The following is a 23,461-nucleotide window of genomic DNA, read 5'->3' as shown; positions in this document are numbered from 1 at the left end:
ATCGTGCCTGCTGGAGATCTGCTGTCAGTATGTTGAGGGAGGAATGCCATGCGAAGGCTACTACTCAGTCTGATGATCGTCTGTGTCGGCATATCTGTTGCATCTGCGCAACCCTATACTCGCAGATCTTCGCAGATGCAGCATGACGCGCTGAAGAAGAGCTACGAGATTGCGAACTTCCGCCTCGGCGGAAAGTACGATTTGAACGATCCCTCGAAATGGGAGAACGGAGGAGAGGGCGGTACGACGCTGGAGTCGCTCGGCGCAGGAAAACTGCGCACCTCATACATCGCGATCGGCACGGCGCGGCGCAATGCCGCGGGTGAAATCACCAACGCCGTGATCATCAACTCGTACTACTCGGGCGATTCGACGGACATGTACGAGCAGTGGGTCAAGGGTACTGCCCTGTCGGGCGGCGTGCCGATCATCGGCCCGGGCAGGCCGATCGATACTGATCGGTACTACGTCATCATGGTTGACCCGCTGGGGACATGGGGCGCCAGCAAACCGTCCGATGGGCTCGGCATCAAGTTCCCGCAATACAGCTATTATGACATGGTGCAGGCAAACTATCGCATGCTGCGCGACCATTTGAAGGTCGCACGTGCGGCGCTTGTGACCGGCGTCTCGATGGGCGGCACCCAGACCTATGTCTGGGGCGTCATGCATCCGGAATTCATGGGTGGGCTGATGCCGATCGGCGGCACCACGCAGTCCGACGCCGAAGATCCCGTCGGCAACTGGACCTTCCAGCTGATGACCGCCGCGATCGAGTCCGATCCGGTGTGGCAATCGACAAAGGGCGATTACTACAAGCTGCCCAAGGAAAAGCATCCGATGCCTGGCGTGGCATTCGGCTGGTCGGTGCTTGGCTTGACCGGTTACGATTTTGCATTCCGAACGACACAGAGCTTCGCCTCGGTGCAGCCTGAAGTGTTCTATTGGGACCCGCCGAACGAGAAGGCCGGCACCAGCGTTACGAATCGCGCCAAGCTGTATGACGCCGTCGATCTCGTCTGGCGCAACCGGGTGGGCGAGACTCACAACGTCAACCCCTATCTCGGTCGCATCCAGGCCCGCACCATGGTGATGCATATCACCAACGACTTGTGGTTGAACTTCAAACTCGCGGAGCGTGCGGTTGACCGCGTGCCCGGCGCTCAGCTGATCGCCGAGGAAAGCCCTGTCGCCCATTACGGCGTGTTCTCGATCATCAACCATCGGAAGAACGATCCGAAGTTCGTTGCATTCATGGATGATGTCGCGGATCTCGACCGGGCGCAGAAGTTCGAGGACAAGAACTATCGCGTGCCGGGCGTGGCGGCGAAAATCGATCCCAATAAGTCGTTCTGGAAGGACTTCGTGACTTATCCCTATCCGGTCAAATACGCCAACGCGAAGGATAGTCGCGGCACGTCGTGGCAGATCGGCTACATGGACGAATATGCCGGCACCGACAGGGATCCGAAGGTGCTTGTCATTATCCATGGCAAGGGTGCGTTTGGCGGCCACTACGGCAACGTCATGCAGTATGCCCTGAACATGGGTCTGCGCGTGATCGTGCCCGATCTGCCGCATTATGGTATGTCCGGGCCCGGCAATCTCGACAAGAGCCCGGCGCGCACCATGCAGGATATGCGCGATGTCGTGCATGACCTGGTCGTCAACCAGCTCGGCGTCAAGAAGGCGGTCTATCTGGGACACTCGCTCGGTGGCCAGCTCGTCATGGGCTACGCCCTGACTTGGCCCGACGCGGTGCAGAGCCTTGCCCTTGAAGCGCCTGCCGGTCTGGAGGAGTACCCGCGCGAGATCGCCATCTCCCAGGACAAGAAGCTACGCCTGTTCGACGCGTCCTTCGCCCGCGATTTCGACAAGTGGAAGCAGACGTGGGATCAGACCGGAATCCTGGCCGCCGAGATCGCGCGTCCGGAACAGAACGTCCGCGACTTCTTCTACTTCAAGAAGCGTGATCCGAATACGGGTGCGGTGTCGGCGTCGAAGAGCGGCTACTTCTACAGCGACAGCGAGTATGCCCGCTTGCACACCGAGCAGCGCGTCGGGCTGACCAAGGGTAATCCCAAGGAGCTCGAACAGTGGGCCAATATCTTCATCTTCGACATCTACACCATGGTGGCGGAGTTGCAGCAGGACGATCCGAAGAACCTTTACGAACGGCTCACGCAGATCAAGATGCCGATCTTCCTCGCGTTCGGCGACAGGGAACCGTTCATCCCGGGAACTGCGTTCAACGGATTGACGGACCTCGGACGCGACATCATCACGCCGTTCATGACTCGCATGACCAATGCGGGTAACCGGCCGATTCTCAAGATCTATCCGGAAACGGGGCATTTCATCCATACGGACAACCCGGTGGCATATCCCGTTGACGTGGTCGATTTCGTGACCAAGGGCACCGTTGATACCAGCTCACCGCTTGCGACCGATCGCATGATCAAGGGTTCGGTGGTGTCCGCTCTGCCGGTGGCGCCCACACCGCCCGGCCCGTCGCCGACGGCGGGTCTGAACAAGTAGGTGCCACATGCCAAAGGTGCGTGCCGGTGAAGTCCAGCTGGGCTGGCGGGAATGGGGAGAGGGGGACACCACCGTCCTCTTCATCCACGGCAATCTTGCCAGCAAGGACTGGATCGATCTGGCCGCACCGCTCTTTCCCCGCGGCGTACGCGTCGTGGGAATTGACTGGCGCGGCTGCGGCGACAGCGATCGCCCGCTGCCGACAAAGGACTACGCCAACTATTCGATGCGCCAGCATGCCGCCGACATGCTGGCGGCTCTCGATGAGCTGAAGATTTCCGTCTGCCACCTGGCGACCCATTCCACCGGCGGGATCATCGCAGCGCGCATGCTGCTTGAGCAGCCGGAACGCTTCGGAAGGGTACTTGCCCTTGATCCGATAACTCCGCTCGGAATGACTTTCAACGACGAGCAGATCGATCTGTTTCGCGCGATGATGAAGAGCCGTGAAGTCACCCGCGCAGTGATGGCAACGGCAGCATCCTCCCTGTTCGTGCCGGAAAGCCTTGCGCCAAACGTGATGCCGCAGTTTCGCGCCGGGCTCGGCGAGCTGCAACCCTTCTTCGAGCGCATCCTGGTGCAGACCTTTGGCGTCTCGGAAGGAATATGGATCGGCACACCCTTCAATCTCAACCTCGAGCGGGAAAGTCGCGAGTTGGAGCGGCGAATGGCAGAAATCAGCCACCCGCATCTCGTGATCTGGGGCGAGAAGGACGGATGGATTGCACCAGCGGATCTGTCAGCAATGGCGGCGGCGATGCCTGACTGTCGGGTCGTGACCATACCCGGCGTCGGACATTCGATGAATGTCGAAGCACCAGCTCTCTACGCCGGCTATTTCGGCGCATGGTTCGGTGGCTTGAGAGGCAAGGGAGCAACTTGAAGGAAGAAGGCGCCAGCGCCGGACTTTTGCGCTGGTCGTCGCAAGATCGATTGACGCAGCACGGATGGCGCCTCGGACAGGCGCTCTGTATTTACTGGGAGCTAGCGCAATGGTGATCCTCAGGAGCGCACTGCTGGTCCTCGCATTTCTGACTGCGGTCATACTGCCGGCGAGGGCGCAACAAGGCACGAGCGATGCAGCGGCGGCGCAGACGGGCCAGCCTTTGCTGAACCCGCAGCAGCTGGAAGCGCTCGTCGCGCCGATCGCGCTCTATCCGGACGAACTCCTCGCCAATGTGCTGGCGGCATCGACATATCCATTGGAAGTAGTGCAGGCCGATCGGTGGCTCAAGGAGCGCAAGTCGCTGAAGGGTGATGCGTTGAAGAAAGAGGTCGAGAAGCAGTCCTGGGACGACAGCATCAAGGCGCTTGCGAGCACCGCGGACGTCCTTGCGATGATGGGCGAAAAGCTCGACTGGACCAAGGATCTGGGAGACGCGGTGCTCGCGCAGCAGCCGGACGTGATGGATGCGATCCAGCGGCTGCGTACCAAAGCCTATGACAACAAGAAGCTCGTCACCACCAAGCAGCAGAAGGTTAGCGTTCAGACCCAGGAAAACAGGCAGATGATCGTTATCGAGTCGGCCAATCCCGAGACGATCTACGTGCCGTATTACGATCCGGGCACGGTCTACGGAACCTGGCCCTATGCGGATTATCCGCCGTATTACTTCGGTTACCCGTCTTATATCGGGGCTGGCGTGATCGCAGCGGGTCTCGCCTTCGGTGCCGGTTGGGCCATCGGACGTTGGGGCAATTACTGGGGCGGTGGATGCAACTGGGGCAACCGCAACCTCTACATCAACCACTACAACAGGACAAACAACTTCGGAAACAACTGGCAGCACAACCCGGCGCACCGCCAGGGCGTCAGATACAACAACGCCAATGTGCAGCAGAGATTCGGCAACAACAATCTGCGGACCGGCGCCGCGGACCGGATGGACTTCCGTGGCCGAAGCGGCGACCAGGTGCTCAAGCCCGGCGGCGATCGTGCGGGCGCAGGAGATCGTGCAGGAGACCGTGCGGGTGACCGCGTTGGCGACCGGGGAGGTGATCGCGCAGGCGATCGCGGCGGCGCCGATCGCGCCGGCGCGCGTGACCGGGCGGGAGCCGATCGTGCCGGCGCTTCCGACCGCGGTGCGGGCGCTCGAAAGGGTGGCGGCGAACGAGCCAAGGCGGCCGATCGGGGCGCTAAAACAAAAGGCAGTGCGAAACGAGGTGGTGGCCGCGACAGCGCCTTCTCCAATGTTTCTCCAGGCAGAGCCGCCAGCGCGCAGTCGGCGCGTGGCAGGCAGAGCATGGCCAGCGCCGGAATGCCGAGAGGGGGTGGCGGCGGTCCCCGCGTCAGCGCCGGTGGCGGTCCCCGCATGGGTGCCGGCGGCGGCGGAATGCGCGGTGGCGGCGGCTTCGGCGGTGGTCGGGGCGGCGGCGGTGGCGGTGGCCGGCGCTCGGATCTCGCGCTGAAGCATGACGTCGTCCTGCTTGGGCACCTCGCCAACGGCCTTGGCTACTATCGCTTCAGCTATCTCGGCGGCAACACCGCGTATGTCGGCGTGATCGCCCAGGAGGTGGAGACGGTGAAGCCCGAGGCGGTTACGCGGGGACGGGACGGCTACCTGCAGGTCTCTTACGACAGGCTTGGTCTCAAGTTCCGCACCTACAAGGACTGGCTTTCGGCTGGTGCGCACATCCCGGCGCAATCAAGGTGATGACGATGGCACTCTCTCATTCGACACACGCCTGGTGCTTGTGCCTCGCGGCGACCGGAGCGATCGTCTGCCTGACCGCCGGGCCTATTCATGCGCAACAAGCGTTTCAGAGCCCGGATGCGGCTGCCGGTGCGCTGGTCGCCGCGGTCAAATCCGGTGCCAGGCAGGACGTCGTCAAGGTGCTGGGCAAGACCGGCGAGGACATCATCGGATCCGGTGATGAAGTAGCGGACGCCGCCGGGCGGGAGCGCTTCGTCAAGCTCTATGACGACAAGCATTCGATCAGCCAGGAGGGTGAGGGCAAAGCCACGCTCATCCTGGGCGCGGAGGATTTCCCGTTCCCCATCCCGCTGACGAAAAAATCGGCGGGATGGGAATTCGATGCCGCCGCCGGCCGTATCGAGATCCTGCAGCGACGTATCGGACGTAACGAGCTTGATGCGATTCAAACCTGTCTTGCCTACGTCGATGCACAAAACGAATATGCGGACAAGGATCGCACCGGGGCAGGGCCCGGTGTCTATGCAGGGCGGATCGTCAGCAGCCCCGGCAAGAAGGACGGCCTGTACTGGCCCTCTGGGACAGATGACAGCCCGCTAGGCGAGCTCGCAGCGCAAGCGTCGGCTGAAGGCTACAGGGCGGGCAGCGAACCCAGGCCCTACCATGGCTACTACTACCGCATCCTGACGCGGCAGGGGCCAAATGCTCCGGGCGGCGAACTTGATTATGTCGTCAGGGGCAAGATGATCGGCGGCTTCGCGCTGGTCGCCTATCCAGCCGAGTATGGCAATTCGGGCGTCATGACTTTCGTGGTAAACCATGCCGGTGCGGTCTACCAGAAGGACCTGGGTCCGCGTACCGCCGAGCTCGCGAGACGGATGACGGCGTTCGACCCTGATCGCACCTGGAGCAAGGTCGACGCCTCGAGCAAATGAGATGCAGTTCTGTGCGGTCGCGAAGCGAGTCGGCACAGTGGTTCTGGCAATTTCAGCAAGGAGGCAGTGATGGCGAGTCAAGCGCATTTCTACCTGAACTGGGCCAAGGAACGGATCGACGAGATGGATGCCGTCCTGGAGACGTTCGAAGGGAAGGCCACACAACTGACCGCCGACGCCCGAGCGGTCGCGGACAAGGCAGTTGCGGATCTGCGAGCGAAACGCGATGCTTTCTTCAATGACATGAAGAAGCAAGCCGAGGAAGGCGAGGCCGCCTGGACGCAGGCGAAGCAGCAGCTCGAGTCGCAATGGAACGGTTTTCAGGGCGAAGCTAACAAACACTTCGAAAAGCTCGTGCAGCAGGCCAACCAGCAGCGGTCGGCATTCGAGCAGATCGCAGCCGCGCAGATGAAGGCCTGGCAGGAAGCGGCCGAAAACATGCAGGCGGCCTCGGCGGAGTTTGCGGCAGACCGTCGGGCGAAGCTGGAAGCGACCGCAGAGCAGATGAAGACGGAAGCGTCTGCCGCGCAAGCAAAGCTCCAGGAACTCGCCAAGGCTGGCGCGGCCTCCTGGAACGTCTGGAGCGCCGCCTTGACGGAATCTCGCGCAGCCTTTGACCGCGCCAACCAAGCGGCATGGGATCAGTTCAAGCGCGCTTCGGCAGCCTAGGGTAGGACCTGTTCCTATAATGGATTGGAGTTCGGAATCAGCCGGTCGTCGCCACGCCCCGGCTGTTTTCCTCCATTTTCAGCCCCCCGCGTTGGGGAGGGGGCGCCGCGCGCCGAATGCGTACTGGCGAGTCGAACTTTGACGACGGCGTCTCGCTCAATAAAACCAGCATCCGTTTCAACATTGAAAGCTCGGACGTGCTATGCTCGCTGGCATCGCATCTATCGTCACCGGTCGCTATCCAGAGCACGAAGCGACTGATGGCGCGACGGAGCGGGATTGATTCAGATCAACTGGCCGTTGCATCGATGCCTCTCTCGGAGGCGCACGGCTTTCCCGGATTAGCTTGCTTGAAGGAGTGCGGACATGACTGGTCTGAGTGGCAAGACAGCCGTTGTGACGGGCTCGACGACGGGCATAGGTCTGGCAATTGCACGCGCATTTGCCGGAGCAGGAGCCAACATCGTGATGAACGGTCTGGGCAATCCGGATGACATCGAGAAAGTGCGCAGACAGATCGAGGCAGATTTCGGCGCCAAGGCGGTCTATTCGCCTGCGGACATGTCGAAGCCGGCGGAAATTGCGGAGATGGTTGCTCTTGGCGAGAGAACGTTTGGCGGAGTTGATATCCTTGTCAACAATGCCGGTATCCAATTTGTCTCGCCGATCGAGGAGTTTCCGATCGAAAAATGGGACGCCATCATCGCGATCAACCTGTCATCGGCGTTTCACGCGATCCGGGCTGCGGTGCCGAGCATGAAAAAGCGCGGCTGGGGCCGCATCATAAACACGGCCTCGGCGCACTCGCTCATCGCTTCCCCGTTCAAGTCCGCCTATGTCTCCGCGAAACACGGCATCGCCGGGCTCACCAAGACCGTCGCGCTGGAGCTCGCGACGTTCAAGATCACCTGTAACTGCATCAGTCCCGGCTATGTCTGGACGCCGCTGGTCGAGAAGCAGATTCCCGAGACCATGAAGGCGCGAAACCTGACCAAGGAACAGGTCATCAAGGACGTGCTGCTTGAGGCGCAGCCGACCAAGGAATTTGTCACTTCGGAGCAGGTCGGTGCGTTGGCTCTCTTCCTCTGCGGCGACGATGCAGCCCAGATCACCGGGACCAATCTGTCGATCGACGGCGGGTGGACCGCCGGGTAGGGCGTTCGGCTCCATGAGGCGAGGGGAGCCCCATCTGCGGCGACCAAGGTGCAGATGCCCGCGAAATGAGTCCATTGGCTTGAGGTCGTTCGAAGGAAGACGACGGGTCGATGCCGGAATTCATGGATCAGGTCCCAGCGAATTGGTGGCGGGCGTGGCCACCGGCTATTGTCGCATGATGGCGGTCCAAGGTGCCGTCGCCTGGTTCGTTGCGCCTTAGTACACCCGCTGCGGCCGAGGTCGACCGTAGCCTTGGGGCCGTGTCCAATACGGGTTTTCCTGGCACATGGCCGAGCGACCAGATGCTGACGCTCTGCACTGGGCCATGGTCGTATAGCGGCACTCGATGTAGCTGCCGCTGAGGATCCAGACCTGCAAGCAAACGGGATAGCTTGGATCATAGGTTTGGGCGTGAACTGGGGCCGCCATGAGTCCAAACGCGAGGATGATCGGATATAGCAGGTGCATGGTGTGGTCCATCCACGTTAATCGGTGCAGGGGCAGGGAGACGACGCCTCAGTCGCAATCTAAAGTGGAGAGTGCGGCAGCGGTCCTTACGGCTGCATTGACGAGCTGATCAGCCTTCTTCGACTGCTTATTCGCAATCGATGAGAGGGTGACCAGGATCAACCATCCGCTCAATGCGGTACCATGCCATGATGAAAACGTGATCGCCATCGCGACCGCATTTACCCTGAAATATTGGCTCCTCCTCGCCTGCGCGGTCGCATTGGTTCTGGTCGTAAGCTCTCGTTGGGTGTTTTCACGGTAACAGCACGGCCGATCCAGAGAGGATCGTGCCGCATCGTTTCATTCAATACTGCCTCGTTTGCCAGTGGACAGGGCAGGTGCTGGTCGGCTATGAGAAGCGACAGCACACCTGTCCGTTTAAGCCAACAACAAAGCTCTAAGCGCGCATCAAGCTGAGCCGACCATCCGTTGTCGTGGTCGACTGGAAATCATTACGCTCGCGAGAAACGGCGCAGCTAGTCGAGCAGATTCACTTGGGCGCGGGAATACATCCTCTCTGCAAGCAATCACCCGAAAGCGATCGCAGGAAAGTCGAAGGCGCGAGTTGCAGGGAGCTGCAACGCCGATCATTCCACTTGATGTAGTTCAAGCGATCAGGAGTATAGTTTGCCCGCCAACGCATTTGCAGCAATATGAAAATGAGAAGCAGTTACTGGTACCGCATAGACGAGGAAATCTACCGTCAAGGTGATGTGGCATCCAACATCTACCAGGTTCTGAACGGCGCGATCCGCATGTCGAGAAGGCTCCCAGACGGACGTCGTCAGATTGGCGCCTTCTATTTTCCCGGAGACGTTTTTGGATTCGAACCGAGCCAACGCAATCGTTGGAGCGCCGAAGCCATCGTCCAGCCAACAATAGTTCGTCGGGCTAAACGGCTCGAGTTCATGCGGAAGGCTCAGACAAATTTGGCGCATGCTCATATTCTTGCGACCGTAACGGCGCGGGATCTGCTGCACGCCCAGGAGCACGCCGTTGTGCTTGGTCGGCTCGCTGCGGCAGAGCGTATGGCGGCCTTCTTCCTGCAGATGAATGACCGGATCGGCGCTAGCGGGGAAATAGAACTGCCGATGAGCCGCGAGGACGTCGCTGATTACTTAGGCCTCACCGTTGAGACAGTCGCCCGCGAAATCTCGAAGCTCCATGCCCAGGGAATTTTGAAGCGAAACGGACCGCCGGCTTGGGTACGTCGGCTCAGCCTTCGACGCCCAGAGCGTTTGCAAGCAATGCTGCCTCCGCTGTTGACGCTGGAGATGCCAGCGGTCAGCGAAGACGTAATTGACACGATCTTTCCTACCACAATAGGTGCGGCGAGCGCACGTGTGCCGAGGAGCAAACGCCGTCGGCCTACGCGTCATGCGTCCACCGACTTGGCCGGTCAGTCCGGCAGCGCCCGAAGAACGAAAGTCGGTGGTGCCGAGGGATGACATCATCCAAGGTGCAGAGTCCATTGGCTTGAGGTCCTTTGATCGTGTCCCCTGGCGTGGTGCAGGTGAAGCAGCCGAAGTATTGCCCCGACACACAATCTCATCAGACGGACTGTCCTCATGAGACGAACTTCCGTCGTGTCTGGACGAACGGTATGACGGTTTCAGCAAAGCTTGATGGCAGCAGCCGTTTCGACATCTCGATACTCGCATTCGGGACGCGTTCGAGGAAATCATCGGAATCGGAAAATGTGCTCATCGCACCTGCCAGCGCCTCGACGTTACCTGTCGGTACGATGAATCCGTTGACATTCTGCTGCACGAACACGTCTCCGGCTCCGCATTCATCTGTACAGATTACTCCCAGGCCCGCCGTAACAGCCTCCTGAATCACGACACCCCACGGCTCCAGAATGCTGGGCAGGACGAGGCACGCCGCATCCGCCAGGACCTCGGGCAGCTGTTTGGCCTGGACGAATCCAATGTCCTGGATTCCGGGTACTCCGGGAAAGAGATGCTTGAGGGGCCCGTCACCGGCAACAATCAGTGGCCATGGGTCCCGGCTGTGACGGCTGTACAACCGATACGCCTCCACCAGGACTGGAACGCCCTTCACGGGCGCATAACGGCCCACGAACAGGAATTTCTTCCGTTTGCGAACATCGGTGGGATGCCGTCCGGGCGCCAGCGTGTGCCAATCACAAACAGCAAAGCCCTCAGAAATGTCGTCAGGACGAAAGCCCATTTTGAGCGCGAACTTCATCTGTCTCGTCTGCCGCGCCGCAGGACCTCCTTGACCGTCGACATATTTGGGACCGCAAAGAAGAGCGCCGTCGAACACGGAGTGGAAGAAATGTCGCCGCAGCGCCCGTCCTCCCCACTGTTTCAGAAGAAGCGGAAAATCCCTCCTGCTTCGCAGAGCTCCGAAATGGCCGCGCCATTGGCTGTCAAGACACACAACGCGCACGGCCCGCCCCGCCCACCGCTTCATCAACTGGCGATAGGCGCGCCTGCGCCATGACAGAACGATGATCCCGTCCGGCTCGAACTCGCGCAGGGCACGGTCGAGAGCGTCAAGTTCTATTTCAGCGCCGTAGGTGAATTCGGCCTCGACCGGCCCAAAGCTCTCCTCGGCAAACCTGTATTGGCCATTCAGACTGCCGACGTGTCCGTGCTGACGCGCACGAAAGACCATCACGTGATGTTCGGACCGAAGGTATTGCACGGTCGCGTCGATATAGCCGGTCCAGTATGCCCAAAGGAATGCAAGTCGGATCGGCCGACAAGAACCATCATGCGCAAGTCGCCCGGCAATCTCCAGAACGGGATTTCCATGCATGTCGCGCTCCAAATCGTCGCGTCCTAAATCGCTGGCTGGTTGGAAGTGCTCACCCGATTACAGGCCGTCGGGAAGCGCTGCGCGCCGACTTGCCGGTGCCCGCAGGGCGAGCGTTCGTCCAGCCAATCGTAAGAGCAGCGATGACAAATAGGGGAGTCCACGCCGGAGCGATGACGACTCCTCCCATAGTTTGCCCCATAAGCGTCGCCCCGAGCAGCACAAAGCCAATTTCGCTCACGCCCAGATTTGCCAGCGCGAGTGCCACGAGGGCAGCGACAACGGCGCCTCCGAGAATGCCAAATGAAATCCAGAACTGCCAAAACGAGTTTGTAAGCAGATGACTCGTCTTTCCCTCGCTGAAATTGATCGCCATGCCCGGAACGCTGTCGACGTCCGCCGCATTGGCACCCGCTATCATGTTTTCGATGACCGGCGAGAACGCGTCCATCACGTAAGGCGCCATTTCCGCATCGCCTCCCAATCCGAAACCAAAGAAGGGACTCGTATCCGCCATGCTGGACGCAAGACGGTGCGGTCCAATCTGACGAGAGTAGAAGCTGTCTCCCTTGACTATGTCCTCGATCACGCCTCCGAACTCGTCGCCAGCATGCATGAGCAGCGAGGTCGAGGTGGTGGTCACGACGAAACAGGCAAACAGTAGTGCCGATTTGGCCAATCGCACGCCGGGATTGGCGCTCCTTCTCAAGCCGTGAACGATCAGCCCGATCACGCAGATGGCAACGGCATAGAATATGGTAGGCGAGCGAATCACAAAGATCGCAGCTGCGGTCAGCAGCGCAGCGACAACAAGCCTTCTGAACCCCCAACGGTCCGTATCGGCGAGCAGCCACCCGCACAGAGACAGGCCCCAGAAGATGCCGACGAGCGAAGGTTCGGAGGCAAAGACGGTCGGTCGCACGGCGCCGTAGAGCTGCAAGTCTCGGGCTGTGTCACGGTAATACTCCTGATGAATCAGCGACCGGATTGCGTCGACAAACGGCCTCAATCCGAAATGCACCTCCAATGTCGCGACGACCAGGATGAGGACAGCGATAGACAGGAACACGCGGGAAACCGTGCGCGAGTCCAGCGAAGATAGTCCGAGAAAAAGGCCGCAGTTGGTGATGAGGGCCACGTACAGCTGCGCCAGCGAGAGCAGGCGACGTGACGGGGCGACCGCGTACGGGATCGACAAAGCGAAGAACGCCACGGTTGCCGTCAATAGCAGACCGGCGGCGACGACCACCCCCGTCGAGATCCGCCGCAACTCGAGACAGATCAGGGCAAGGGACGTTGCGAACGCCGCAGCGTAGGGGAACAGGAGACTCCCTGAGGCCGAAAGATTGATGGACCAGAAGATCGAGAGTAGCGTGACGACGGACAAGATTACGCGGAGGTGCTTTCTGCCAAGAGGACCAGCGGTCGCGCTTGATCGCGCTGGAGCGTCCATGTGCCTTCCGGCATACGTTGAGAGCACCGGATCACCCCCCGGGCGGCTGAACTGGTCCGAGATGGCCAAGGGCTGCAGTTGGAACGGATCTCAGCTTGGACCTGCCGCATATAAACGGAGGCGGTGGGGATCGGTTCCCCTCCGACCGAGGACCTCGAGGAGCGGTTTGCGTCGGAATTCAGGGCTTAAAAACTGAGCGCTCGGCGACGCCTCAACCTCAGGTTCGAACGGCGGTTGGCGAAGCCGTTGTCGCGGCTGGTTTCAATGGAACTCGGGCAGAGGAACTCCGGGCCGGTGGGTCTCGTTGTAGCCGGCAGTATCCCCGGGCCATGGTGGAGGGCAGATGAACACAATGAGCTTACCCAAGCTCCTGTATGACCTTTGGCGAGTCTCGATGATTTTGGCGGTTCTGCTCGCCCCGGTCGCTGCGCGCTGCGAGTACCTTCTGGCTCCCGGCGACGTGCTCGAGATCGAAGCAGTCGGAATTCGCGATTTGCGGCATCGGGTCATGATCGATCTGAATGGCCAGGCCTCATTTCCATTGATCGGGGATATCAAGGCGGCGGGCCTCAGCGTGGCCGAATTGCGCAAGCAGGTGAAGTCGATCTTTTCAACCAAGGCTTTTCGGTCCCGCGAACTGGATCAGCAGGGGCGCCTGACGTCGCGGGACGAGGTGGTCACCGTCTCTCCCGACGAGGTTAGTCTGACGGTGGCTGAATATCGGCCGATATACCTCAATGGCGACGTGGCCAATCCAGGGACACAGGCATATCGGCCTGGAATGACCGTGCGCCAGGCCATCGCGCTTGCCGGGGGCTATGACACAATGCGGTTCAGGGGACGGGACCCTTTTCTGGACTCATCGGATTTTCGCGGTGAGTATTATGAACTGTGGACGGAATTCGCCAAGGTGCGGGCCCAGGCTGAACGCTTCCAGGCCGAACTCGATGGGAAGACCGCCCTTGGACAAGCTAACCTGGACGATCTCCCGCTTCCATCGGGGGTGACGTCGAAGATCGTGGACGTCGAAGCGCAACGGCTCAGCGTCGACAATTCCGATCATCAGAAGGAAAAACAGTATCTCGAGAACGCCGTCCAGGCGGAGGACGAGCGAATTGCCACGCTTCAGCATCAACGAGAGACCGAACAGAAGAATGCGGATACTGACGCTGCCGAATTCAAGGAAGTGCAGACCAATTTCAGCAAAGGGCTGGTGCCCATGACGCGGCTCTCGGACTCGCGCCGGCTGACGCTGTTTTCAGCCACTCGGGTGCTTCAGACGACCGCGCTCATAGCCCAGGTGGAGCGCGAGCGCAGCGAATTCGCCAGACGATTGGAGCGCGTGCAGGACCAGAGGCGGGACAACCTGCTGGCAAAACTACAGGACGCCAACGTCCGACTCGCCACGATCCGGGCTCGACTCCAGGCGGTCGGCGACAAATTATTGTACGCGGGTGTGGTGCGATCTCAACTAGCCCGCGGAGCCGGTCGTGAGCCAGACATCAAAGTGTACAGAAATGACAACGACACGTTCGGCAACATGACTGCCAACGAAGAGACCAGACTCATGCCGGGCGACGTTGTCGAGGTGCGGCTGCGACTGGAGGGCTTGCCCAAATTCACTGAGTCTGGATCACCCGCGGCGGGCAACGAAGGTCAAAGAGAAGCCGGTGGGGAACGGAAATAGCACTCGCTGTTGTGGGGTGTATAGCGATGCATCGAGCCAAGATTGGTCTTGTTCAGAATCGCACCAAGCAGCTTGTGGTGCACCTCTTGCGCTGAAGCCAAGGCGCATTGCACCGTCTCGGTCAAGGTCTTGCCCCACTCGACCACCAGCACGTACGCGTCGATCGTCACGGTTGAAGCCCGGACCTCGATGACCGGCGCAAGGGACGGCAAATCCACGATAACATAGTCGTAGCGCTGCCGCAGCCCTTCAAACATCGTACGGACGCCATCCGATGTCAGAAACTCCGTCGCCTCGAACGGCCCGGGCATCTCCACGAGAGGGAAGAAGTGCATCTTGCTCGCGCGATCGATCTGCAGGACTTCCTCGATGGCGACGCCCCCAAGGACCAAGTCGCACCAGCCCTTCAAGGCACGCGGGGTCATGGAGCGTGACAGCGTCCTCTTGCGAAAGTCCGCATCAACGAGCAGGACTCTGCGTCCCGCGCGCGAGACGAGCTGCGCAAAATTCGCGGCAACGGTCGACTTGCCTTCCCTGTCGAGCGCGGATGTGAATCCGACGATCCGCGACGGCTGATCCGGCAGGAGAAGATCGCACGACAGCCTTATCGAGCGGATTGTTTCGGCGAAATGTGACGTCGGATTTGTCAATACATAGGAGAGGATGCCCTCGGACTGCATAAGTTTGGGATCTGCTGTCTTCTTGCGGGGCCACATGCGCATGTCCAGCGGTCGCCAATAGGGCTTCTGGATCCACTCGAGCGCGCCGAGACAGTCGGTCTCCAGCCGCTCCGCAACGTGCTCGGGCGTCCGAAACGTCCGATCCGACAGTTCCGCCCAGGCCGCAACCCCAAGGCCGATGCAAAGTCCGCCGAATACCGCAATCGGCAGCACGAAGACGGGACTCGGCCTGCTCTTCTGGGCCGGCGGCAAAGCCTGGCTGACGACTTGACCTTCGGCGAATTGAAATGACTGCTGCTGACCGGATTCGGCGTACCGCTCGAAAAAGCTGTCATAGAGCCTTCGGTACGTCCTTGCGTTTGCCCGAAGCTCCGTCAGCCTTGCCTGCTCGTCAACTTCATTCTTTGATTGGAATTCCTGGACTTGCTTCTCTGCATCGGCCGCCTTCTTCTGAAGGTCACGCAGCCGGGCTTCCAGCCAATTGGTCGCGGTCTCTGCGGCATGGTTAGCGGCATTGATCCGATTTTCGATGTACGCGTTGGCGACGGCATTCGCAATTCGGGCGGCTTGCCGGGGATCAGAATCGGTAAAGTTGATCTTGATGACCGCCGAAAGGCCGACCCGCGACACTGACAGATTTCGGCGCAGGACGCGCATGGCGTCCTGTTCGGCAGTCAAACCTGCAGTCCTCGTCCTCATGAAAGCCGCGTTTTCCGCCAGTTGAAGGCTTCTGATAACGGACACTGCGATTGCATCCGATTTCAGGATCTCGACCTGGCTGTCGACCGTCTTGGAATCGACAGAACTATCGCTGCTCGCCGAATCGAGCTGAACAGGGCGAATTTTCGGTTTCTCGATGTATAGAACGGCTTCCGCCGTGAAGCGCGGGGTAGCGAAAAGGAGATAGGCAGCGGATGATCCGACCGTCAGTGCAAGAAATGCCAGTATCACCCGTAGGTTGCGGCGGATAAAGGCGGTGCCGGATCTGAGGATCTCGGCCGCTGGAACAGCGGGGGGCTGTTCCACGTCGCCGAGCAGAGCTGCCGACTTGCGGGCTTGCAACATCTAGGGCCGAAAACGGTGGGAGCCAAACGCGTACTAACGCCCTTCATGTTCCAATGTTCCGCGTTCCTTACGGAGGCGCCCCTGGCCGATGCTGCCAAACGAAAAGGCGCCGGGGAACCGCGATCAAATGTCCGCTTGGCTGGGAAATCGCGGTGGCGCGGAAGTCCCGTTCATGCCGACCTGTCGTAGGCTAAAGGCTCCTGAACGGCCTCCCGCGAACCTCCTCCGAGTTCTCAGCGCGCCCGGTTCAGAGATCCGTGACGAGCGAGCGCCGCCTAGATGTTCGCAACGATGAGATTGAAGATCGCGTTCTTCGGGCCAGCAAACGATTGGCTAGTCGAAATCTCGAAGTGAACCCGATCCCCGGGGGCTACACGATAATCCGGATGGTTGGTGTTCTTGATCACGGTCGCAGCCTTCACGCCACTGGCGCCCTTTGTTATGGCGAGCTTCATCGCTCCGGAATCGATCGGGCGTCCGTTCTTGTGGAGAGCCAGCTCGATCTGTCCGGCCGTCACCTCCGCGTCCAGGCTGACCTCGATCGCCCATATCCACCCCGCAGCCGCCACAGCCTGGACCTTGAACGCGCTGGGTGAGTCGTTCGGCACGCGATCCATCCCCGACGTCAGGCTGTTCTTGTAAAAGCGAAACACTTCCGTGGTCGCGAAGCTGACGTCAGTCAAATGCGGGTTGTCCAACAGAAAGACATGGGGAGAAACAATGTCGGCAACACTGCGGAACTGAACCCGTGCATTTTGTGTGGTGGCCAAGGTAAGCGCACCCGACTTGTGTCTGGTCGCAACTTCCTGACAGCCGTCGATGACCACTTCCGCCCCGGCGCTGGCGTTGAATACGGAGTGCGGCTGCGTGCTGTCGATGGTTGTGAATCGCATCTCAACGCCTTGGAAACGGTAGGTGCCCTGTTGAGTCGGGCCATTGCCGCTCAGGTCAAAAATGACATTCCGCGGGCCGTCGGCTATTGTGCATTGCTCCATTCGCCACGCGCGCACGTTGACCTCCGTCGTTCCGCCCCAGCAGACGAGCTGAGGGCCGCGGCCGAAGTTGATCTCGACATTGTCGATATTGACGCTTGCGCAACCCGCGAGGTGAATGAGTTCCTCTTCCGCCGCATGCCGAAGCGCGTAGACGTGCGAGATCAGGATATTCGGCATTCCCTCGACCGGGTTGGTCCTCAGGCGAACGGCTGCGCCACTCGCCTCGTAACCGCTGAAGAGGTGCGACATAACACATCCCCATACATTCAGCTGGCGACCGGGCGCCTGCACTTCCCGAGTTGAGACCAGTCGACAGCCGTTGTGGTTCTCGCAATTGTCGATCTGAAAATCAGCGTACCCGCCGTCGTCGAACAGGAACATGTTGGAGTCCTTGTTCGCAATAGGTTGTTTGCGCGACCACGCCGCTCGGAGGTTTCTTACGCTGAAAGCACGGTTGGTCGTATCACGATAATCGTGACCACGGCTTGAAAACAGGAAGATTGGCTTGTTGTCGGCGGTCTGCGTGATCGTGACTCGCCCTGCCTCTCCGGTGATCGCCCAATCGTGCTTGCCATGTGGAATGGATAGTGCGTCGGAGATCAAATATGATCGGGGCGTTCCGGGAATCAGCAGTTGCATCTTGTTGTTGCAGGCGTAATCGATCCCCCGTTGAAAGGCGTTCGTGTCGTCGTGTACACCATCGCCGACCGCTCCGAATTTCCGGACGTCTAGTCGAGCTTCAGTGCTTTCGGGCTGGTTTGACTGCGCACGAACTGAGCCCAAAAGGCCGCCCGAAGCCGCTAACGTGAGCAAGGCGCGCCGGTTCATGTCATTTCTCCCTTGGATTCTCGTTCACCTCCGGGCACTCCCGGCCGGGGCACGTTGAATAGCCGCAGTCGTCCGTCCGGATTTCCGGGGCATCCGTTTCCAACCGGCGGAAAGGCACGGCATGCAGACGCGAGCAACACGTCCTACGCGCTCCGGCGGGATTCGCTTTCCCAATGAGGAGGGCGGAGGTCCAGCCCCTGCGCGTCACGCAAATGTTGGATAAACGACTCCAGTCCCTTCGAGGCTATCATTCGACGGGCCTCATAGAGCTTGGCGTCCACCAGAAATAGGTTCCAGAACGCCTGCAGGAAACAGAAGACGAGACCCTGCTGCCCGTCGAGAAACCCCAGTCGAAACACGTAGCGATACAGGTAGTACGCGAAAGCTCGAAGGTAGGGCGGGAGAGCGGGATATATCCTGGTTTTGACCCTGTGGTAAATGACCTGTCGCCTGGACATCTTGCCGCTCAACGCATGCTGCGAGAGGCCCAGCTGCAATTCGCGGTCGAGCAGGTCGATCACCCTCCGGCTCGAGTATTTGTTGTGCTTGTCCGTCCACCAAGTCAGGTCGTGCAAGTTCTCGTCGATCAGGTCCCCCGGGCAGTAATCCACCTGTCCCTCCTTGACGACGCAGTACTCGTCGATCCAACGCTGTTCCACCTGGCCAAGTCCCGTCCGCCAGATTTTCAGGACCTTCATCGGGTAAAAGCCTCCGTGGCGAATTGGGCGCCCCAGAAACACGACCAAACGGTCTACGTAGAAGCCGGAGACGGTAGCCGGCGCACGGGGGATGAGTTCCTTCATCGACGATGCGAGCTCTGTCGAGATGTACTCATCTGCGTCAATCCGCATCACCCAATCGGTATCGATCGGCAGGTTGTCGAGCGCCCATTGAAATTGATCGGCCTGATTTTTGAACTTTCGTTGCACTACCTCGGCGCCGTGGTTCCGGGCGATCTCGACGGTCGCGTCTGTCGAAAAGGAATCGACGATATAGATGCGCGGCGCGAGAGGCGTGAGGCTGCGAATGCAGCGTTCCAGGTGCAGTTCTTCATCGTAAGTCAGGATGATCGCGGTGAGCGACAATCCCGAGGCCGGGCCTTTTGTGATCACGGTCACGCCTTCGCGAGCGCCAGAATCGGCCACGTGCGTTGCTCCGGTTTCGGGAACCCACGCGCTAACGCTGCTGACGGCTGCAGGTTCCAAGCATCGTACTTTCGTTCCGGACTGATGCAACCCACGTGCGGACTGTGCGTTGCGTATTCGGGTTGGGAAGGGTCATCCCTTCATGTGCGGTGTTGCAGGTTTCCTCGGTCCGTGGAGCGACCGGCTGCTGGATGCGATGCTCGATGAGATCAATCATCGTGGCCCAGACGGCCGCGCCATCTGGCGGGATCGGGAGGCGAATTTCGCGGTTGGCCACACGCGTCTGTCGATCATTGATTTGAGTACTGCCGCCAACCAGCCAATGCATACGGCTGATGGGCGGTACGTCCTCTCATTCAACGGCGAGATCTACAATTTCAAGGAACTGCGCGGTGAACTCGAGAACGCCGGTGTGGTATTTCGCACCAGGAGCGATACGGAGGTGCTTCTTCGGCTGTTTGAATCCGATGGCCAGTCCTGCCTTGGCCGGCTGAACGGCATATTTGCTTTTGCGGTCTGGGATCGCGCGTTGCGGCGCCTCTTCATTGCGCGCGACCAGCTTGGCGTCAAACCGTTGTACTATGCGGCGCTACCCCACGGGTTTCTGTTTGCGTCAGAGCTTAAGGCATTGACGCTGTGTCCGGATGTGGCTCGCGACATCGATGTGGGGACGGTGGCGAACCACCTGGCATTCGTCTGGTCATCTTCTGCTTCCACCATGCTCAAGTCTGTTCGGAAGCTGCGGCCCGGTCATTGCGCCTGGATCGATACCGATGCCCGGGTGAGTATCCGGCAATACTACGAGATTCCCCTCCCGCCGCCGCGCCGCGAGCGAGTTGAACCAGCGGCCTTGCTGACTCTGTTCGATCGCGTTGTCGCAGATCAGATGGTCGCCGACGTGCCCATCGGCGCCTGTTTGTCCGGAGGCGTCGATTCCAGCGCCGTCGTGGCGTCGATGTGCAGAGCGACTGATCCCGCTCGCATCGTCACATTCTGTGCAAGCGTGCCGAAGGACCGCAACCATGCCGACAACTTCGGGGACGATGTTGTCCATGCACGTGAGATGGCAAGAAGGTTGAAGGTCCCGCTGGTCGAAGTGCCGACCACGGCGCAGCTTGTCAGCGAGCTTCCCCAAATGCTCTGGGACCTGGACGAGCCGACCGGCGACTTCGCCGCCCTGCAAACCCGAATGATTGCTGCAGAAGCGAGGCGACACGGCGTCAAGGTCCTGCTGACGGGTACCGGAGGAGATGATCTCTTCACGGGATACGGCAGGCACGTCGCGGCATTCATCTGGGCGGCGCTCGATCAGATCCCTTACGCGCGTCGGGCCACATCGCGCCTGATCAGCGGCTTCCCCGGTAATTCCGTCCTTGGGCGTCGGCTTGGCCGCCTTGGTCAGCTGTTGGCTTTGAGCGAGGACGAGATGCTGACGGATGCGATGAGCTTCTCGAGCTGGCCGGCGGGAGAGCTGAAGTCGCTGGTAGCGCCAGGTCAGCCGTTCGACGGTCATGGCCACCCGTTTGGCCGGTTGCTGGGCAAGACGCGCGAATTGCATCCAGTGGAACGACTGCTGCAATTGGATCTTCACGGATTCCTGCCGGACCTCAATCTCAACTATACGGACAAGATGGGCATGCAGGAGGGAGTCGAATTTCGCGTGCCTGTTCTTGACCTCCGGCTGGTCGCGTTTGCGATGCGCGTGCCGGTCTCGCAAAAGATCGGGCTCTGGCAAACGAAACGGATCCTGCGGAAGGCCATGTCGGACCGATTGAATCGGGGTGTTCTCAGGCGTGCGAAGCAAGGCTTTGGCGTGCCTCTCAGAGCCTGGATGGCCGGTCCAGCGCGCGGCTTGGTTGCGGAAATGACATCGCCGCGCGTCGTGACGGAGCGAGGCCTCTTCGATCCTGCCGCAGTCGCCAGGTTGCGCAACGCGTTCGACCAGAATCGAAGCGACGTGGCGTTCGTCCTCTTCACCCTCGTGTGCATCGAGATCTGGTGTCGTCAGCTGAGCTTCCGGCCGTCGCTCGCGAGTACGGATGCGAGAAATGCTGCGTAGTCCCAAGAGTGCGCGCCCGCACATCAGAGCAACGGTTTTTGCTGGAGCACGAGGATGAAACAGATCGTCCAAAGTGCAAGTACCGGCGCCTTGTCGGTGCGAGCCGTACCTGTGCCGCGCGGGAAGCCAGGGCACCTCCTGGTTCGCACGGCGGCCAGTCTGATTTCCGCTGGCACAGAGCGCATGGTCGTCGAATTTGCAAAACGGAGCCTGGTGGGGAAGGCAAGGAGTCGGCCCGACCTGGTGAAGCAGGTGCTGGCCAAAATTCATCGTGACGGACTCCTGGCCACCCTGGATACCGTGCGAGCGCGTCTCGACGAGCCATTACCGCTCGGTTACTCCGCCTCAGGCGTCGTTCTGGAAGTGGGCTCTGGGCTCGAAGGCAGGTTCCAGGTTGGCGATCGGGTGGCCATTGCGGGAGCGGGAATCGCCAATCACGCTGAGTATAATGTTGCTCCAGGCAACCTCGCAGCTTCTGTCCCAAAAGACGTGTCCCACTTCGAAGCGTGCTTTGGAACCCTCGCATCCATAGCGCTCAACGGCGTCCGCCTTCTAGAACCGAAGCTCGGTGATGTCGTCGGGGTGATCGGCGCGGGTCTGGTCGGTCAGTTGGCCGCTCAGCTGCTTGCGATCCACGGGTGCCGCGTGGTCTGCCTGGATTACAGCGCCGAAAGGCTCGCTCTGGCCCGGTCCCTCGGTGCCGAATTCACCTGGAATCTCGCTGACGGCAGTCCCTCTGAGTTCATTGGAGCTCAGACCAATGGTGTCGGTTGCGATGGCGTCGTGATCGCCGCCGCCACACGCTCAAGCGAGCCGTTTGACACGGCGGCGGACATCGCGCGTGACCGCGCGAAGATCAGCCTGGTCGGGATCACGGGGACGGCGTTTCCGTATCGCGAGTTCATGAAGAAAGAGCTTTCGGTCGTCGTCTCGCGGTCCTACGGGCCCGGAAGATACGACAGCGACTTTGAAAAGCGCAATGTGAAGTATCCTGTCGGCTGGATACGCTGGACCGAAGCGGACAATCTGGCCGAGTGCGTTCGTCTGATGAGTCCGAGCCGCACGCTCCGGCTCAACCCGACAGCACTCACGACGCATCGGTTCTCGATCCAGGATGCGGCCAAGGCCTATGAACTGGTTACGGAAGGAGCGGAGCCGCATCTGGGGGTTGTGATAGAATATCCTGCTGATCAGGACGGAATAGCCGCGCCGATCCCGGCTATCGAAATACGGTCTGGCCCGAATCCGGGACCAGGCCGCTGTGCCCTGGGAGTGATCGGCGCGGGGACTTTCGCGCGATCGAAATTGCTGCCCACACTGGCCCGGCACCCGCAGGTGATGCTGCATACAGTTGTGACGCAGCGCGGCGTTTCGGCTGAGGACACCCAGCGCAAATTTGGTTTTCGCCGTTGCGAAACTCACGAATCCGCAGTTTTCGATGATCCTGAGATCAATGCAGTTGTCATCACCACGCCGCATAGTACCCATGCGGCGCTAACCGCTCGCGCGCTGTCCGCTGGCAAAGCCGTCCTGGTCGAAAAGCCGTTGGCGTTGACGCGCGACGAACTGAATTCCGTCGTAGAGGCTCGCAATAGGTCTTCCGCATTCTTTCAAGTCGGATTCAACAGGCGATTTGCGCCGATGATCGCTTCCTTGCGTCGGCACCTGGTGCCGTTGCCTGGTCCAAAGAGCGTTCTCATGCGCATCAATGCGGGACAACTCGCAGCAGACAGCTGGCAGCGAGAACCGGATGAAGGGAACGGCCGCATCCTCGGCGAGCTGTGTCATTTCGTCGACTTGGCCCGGTTCCTGATCGGGGTGCCGATTATGACGGTCCGAGCTGATGCCACGCGTCTTGTTCGCGGGCTGTGCGAGGACGTCGCCGTCGCGATCCGCTTCGGCGATGGCAGCCTATGCACCCTGGTCTATACGGCACTCGGGGATCCAGCCTACAGCAAGGAAAGAATTGAATGTTACGCTGGCGGCACGGTCGCCACCGTCGACAATTTCCGGACGCTGGAGATCGCCGCGAACGGCAGCGTCCGACGCCAGTCGAGCAGATTCAAGCAGGACAAGGGTCATCGCGGCGAGCTCGAGGCGTTCGTCGCTGCGGTCGTGGAAAACGCCGGCGCTCCTGTTCCGGAATCGGAGATTGTGGAAACGAGCCTGGCGACGATTGCCATTGTCGAATCGCTTCGAACCGGATCGGTCGTGTCTCTATGAACCCCGGCCGCACACTCCGAACGGTGCGCTACCTGAGTGCAGAGCAATTGTACTATCGCGCATGGTCGCGCGGACGATGGG

16 protein-coding genes and 1 pseudogene are annotated in these 23,461 nt (G+C 60.3%); 10 read left to right on the top strand and 7 right to left on the bottom strand.

All coding sequences use genetic code 11. From position 1 onward, the window contains the following. Nucleotides 1-48: 48 nt before the first annotated feature. The 6 genes from HY852_RS02515 (at nt 49) to HY852_RS02490 (ending at nt 7,951) form a co-directional block, all read left to right on the top strand. Nucleotides 49-2,538 (top strand): alpha/beta hydrolase, encoded by a 2,490-nt coding sequence (locus HY852_RS02515; RefSeq protein ID WP_291602355.1) that lies wholly within the window; start codon nt 49-51, stop codon nt 2,536-2,538. Nucleotides 2,539-2,545: 7 nt separating this feature from the next. Then, nucleotides 2,546-3,421 carry an alpha/beta hydrolase gene (locus HY852_RS02510; protein WP_291602354.1) on the top strand — a complete coding sequence of 292 codons (876 nt, stop codon included), beginning with the start codon at nt 2,546-2,548 and terminating at the stop codon, nt 3,419-3,421. Between the two features lie 109 nt (nt 3,422-3,530). Further along, nucleotides 3,531-5,192 (top strand): DUF3300 domain-containing protein, encoded by a 1,662-nt coding sequence (locus tag HY852_RS02505; protein ID WP_291602353.1) that lies wholly within the window; start codon nt 3,531-3,533, stop codon nt 5,190-5,192. Between the two features lie 5 nt (nt 5,193-5,197). Then, the gene (locus HY852_RS02500; protein ID WP_291602352.1) at nt 5,198-6,127 is read left to right on the top strand and encodes a DUF2950 domain-containing protein; all 930 of its coding nucleotides are present in this window, start codon (nt 5,198-5,200) and stop codon (nt 6,125-6,127) included. Nucleotides 6,128-6,250: 123 nt separating this feature from the next. Continuing rightward, nucleotides 6,251-6,796: a hypothetical protein gene (locus tag HY852_RS02495; RefSeq protein ID WP_291602350.1), complete on the top strand. Its 546-nt coding sequence runs from the start codon at nt 6,251-6,253 to the stop codon at nt 6,794-6,796. Between the two features lie 366 nt (nt 6,797-7,162). Next, the gene (locus tag HY852_RS02490; RefSeq protein ID WP_291602349.1) at nt 7,163-7,951 is read left to right on the top strand and encodes a 3-hydroxybutyrate dehydrogenase; all 789 of its coding nucleotides are present in this window, start codon (nt 7,163-7,165) and stop codon (nt 7,949-7,951) included. Between the two features lie 216 nt (nt 7,952-8,167). Here HY852_RS02490 and HY852_RS02485 read toward each other — a convergent pair whose 3' ends face one another. Then, nucleotides 8,168-8,380, bottom strand: a complete 213-nt coding sequence (locus HY852_RS02485; RefSeq protein WP_367116311.1) for a DUF3551 domain-containing protein — start codon at nt 8,378-8,380, stop codon at nt 8,168-8,170. 740 nt (nt 8,381-9,120) lie between these two features. Here HY852_RS02485 and HY852_RS02480 point away from each other — a divergent pair. Then, complete coding sequence (locus tag HY852_RS02480; protein WP_291602348.1) at nt 9,121-9,909, top strand: helix-turn-helix domain-containing protein; 789 nt, start codon at nt 9,121-9,123, stop codon at nt 9,907-9,909. A 118-nt stretch (nt 9,910-10,027) separates the two neighbouring features. Here HY852_RS02480 and HY852_RS02475 read toward each other — a convergent pair whose 3' ends face one another. Then, nucleotides 10,028-11,260, bottom strand: a complete 1,233-nt coding sequence (locus HY852_RS02475) for a glycosyltransferase (RefSeq protein ID WP_291602347.1) — start codon at nt 11,258-11,260, stop codon at nt 10,028-10,030. 37 nt (nt 11,261-11,297) lie between these two features. After that, entirely contained in the window at nt 11,298-12,494 is a 1,197-nt protein-coding gene (locus tag HY852_RS02470) for a hypothetical protein (protein WP_291602346.1), read from the bottom strand. Between the two features lie 547 nt (nt 12,495-13,041). Between HY852_RS02470 and HY852_RS02465 the strand changes: the two genes are divergently transcribed. Beyond that, nucleotides 13,042-14,385, top strand: coding sequence for a polysaccharide biosynthesis/export family protein (locus HY852_RS02465; RefSeq protein ID WP_291602345.1), 1,344 nt, complete (start codon nt 13,042-13,044; stop codon nt 14,383-14,385). On the opposite strand, the gene HY852_RS02460 is transcribed toward HY852_RS02465, so the two are convergent. The 4 genes and pseudogenes from HY852_RS02460 to HY852_RS02450 all read right to left on the bottom strand — a co-directional run bounded on the left by HY852_RS02460 (nt 14,355) and on the right by HY852_RS02450 (nt 19,098). Continuing rightward, on the bottom strand, nt 14,355-15,743 hold the full coding sequence (locus HY852_RS02460) for an AAA family ATPase (protein ID WP_291602344.1): 1,389 nt from the start codon (nt 15,741-15,743) through the stop codon (nt 14,355-14,357). The two genes, HY852_RS02465 and HY852_RS02460, sit on opposite strands and share 31 nt — an antisense overlap. Before the next feature lie 60 nt (nt 15,744-15,803). Next, nucleotides 15,804-16,130, bottom strand: a pseudogene (locus HY852_RS27885) (Wzz/FepE/Etk N-terminal domain-containing protein); the annotation flags it as partial. 275 nt (nt 16,131-16,405) lie between these two features. Next, nucleotides 16,406-17,953 carry a hypothetical protein gene (locus HY852_RS02455; RefSeq protein ID WP_291602343.1) on the bottom strand — a complete coding sequence of 516 codons (1,548 nt, stop codon included), beginning with the start codon at nt 17,951-17,953 and terminating at the stop codon, nt 16,406-16,408. A 143-nt stretch (nt 17,954-18,096) separates the two neighbouring features. Next, nucleotides 18,097-19,098: a glycosyltransferase family 2 protein gene (locus HY852_RS02450; RefSeq protein WP_291602341.1), complete on the bottom strand. Its 1,002-nt coding sequence runs from the start codon at nt 19,096-19,098 to the stop codon at nt 18,097-18,099. Nucleotides 19,099-19,240: 142 nt separating this feature from the next. Here HY852_RS02450 and asnB point away from each other — a divergent pair, with 142 nt between their 5' ends. Together asnB and HY852_RS02440 are read left to right on the top strand one after the other, a co-directional pair. Then, nucleotides 19,241-21,157 carry an asparagine synthase (glutamine-hydrolyzing) gene (gene asnB / locus HY852_RS02445; RefSeq protein WP_291602340.1) on the top strand — a complete coding sequence of 639 codons (1,917 nt, stop codon included), beginning with the start codon at nt 19,241-19,243 and terminating at the stop codon, nt 21,155-21,157. 54 nt (nt 21,158-21,211) lie between these two features. After that, nucleotides 21,212-23,380, top strand: a complete 2,169-nt coding sequence (locus tag HY852_RS02440; RefSeq protein WP_291602339.1) for a bi-domain-containing oxidoreductase — start codon at nt 21,212-21,214, stop codon at nt 23,378-23,380. The last annotated feature ends 81 nt before the right edge of the window (nt 23,381-23,461 follow it).

It is taken from the genome of Bradyrhizobium sp., assembly GCF_016213215.1.
Taxonomy (GTDB): domain Bacteria; phylum Pseudomonadota; class Alphaproteobacteria; order Rhizobiales; family Xanthobacteraceae; genus Bradyrhizobium.
Note: the sequence above shows the minus strand (reverse complement) of the source record. Positions and strands in the feature narration are given on the sequence as shown.

Coding starts and splice junctions, on each gene's coding strand:
- HY852_RS02515 (WP_291602355.1), top strand. CDS start 49: ATGCGAAGGCTACTACTCAGTCTGATGATCGTCTGTGTCGGCATATCT.
- HY852_RS02510 (WP_291602354.1), top strand. CDS start 2,546: ATGCCAAAGGTGCGTGCCGGTGAAGTCCAGCTGGGCTGGCGGGAATGG.
- HY852_RS02505 (WP_291602353.1), top strand. CDS start 3,531: ATGGTGATCCTCAGGAGCGCACTGCTGGTCCTCGCATTTCTGACTGCG.
- HY852_RS02500 (WP_291602352.1), top strand. CDS start 5,198: ATGGCACTCTCTCATTCGACACACGCCTGGTGCTTGTGCCTCGCGGCG.
- HY852_RS02495 (WP_291602350.1), top strand. CDS start 6,251: ATGGATGCCGTCCTGGAGACGTTCGAAGGGAAGGCCACACAACTGACC.
- HY852_RS02490 (WP_291602349.1), top strand. CDS start 7,163: ATGACTGGTCTGAGTGGCAAGACAGCCGTTGTGACGGGCTCGACGACG.
- HY852_RS02485 (WP_367116311.1), bottom strand. CDS start 8,380: ATGGCGGCCCCAGTTCACGCCCAAACCTATGATCCAAGCTATCCCGTT.
- HY852_RS02480 (WP_291602348.1), top strand. CDS start 9,121: ATGAGAAGCAGTTACTGGTACCGCATAGACGAGGAAATCTACCGTCAA.
- HY852_RS02465 (WP_291602345.1), top strand. CDS start 13,042: ATGAACACAATGAGCTTACCCAAGCTCCTGTATGACCTTTGGCGAGTC.
- HY852_RS02455 (WP_291602343.1), bottom strand. CDS start 17,953: ATGAACCGGCGCGCCTTGCTCACGTTAGCGGCTTCGGGCGGCCTTTTG.
- asnB (WP_291602340.1), top strand. CDS start 19,241: ATGTGCGGTGTTGCAGGTTTCCTCGGTCCGTGGAGCGACCGGCTGCTG.
- HY852_RS02440 (WP_291602339.1), top strand. CDS start 21,212: ATGAAACAGATCGTCCAAAGTGCAAGTACCGGCGCCTTGTCGGTGCGA.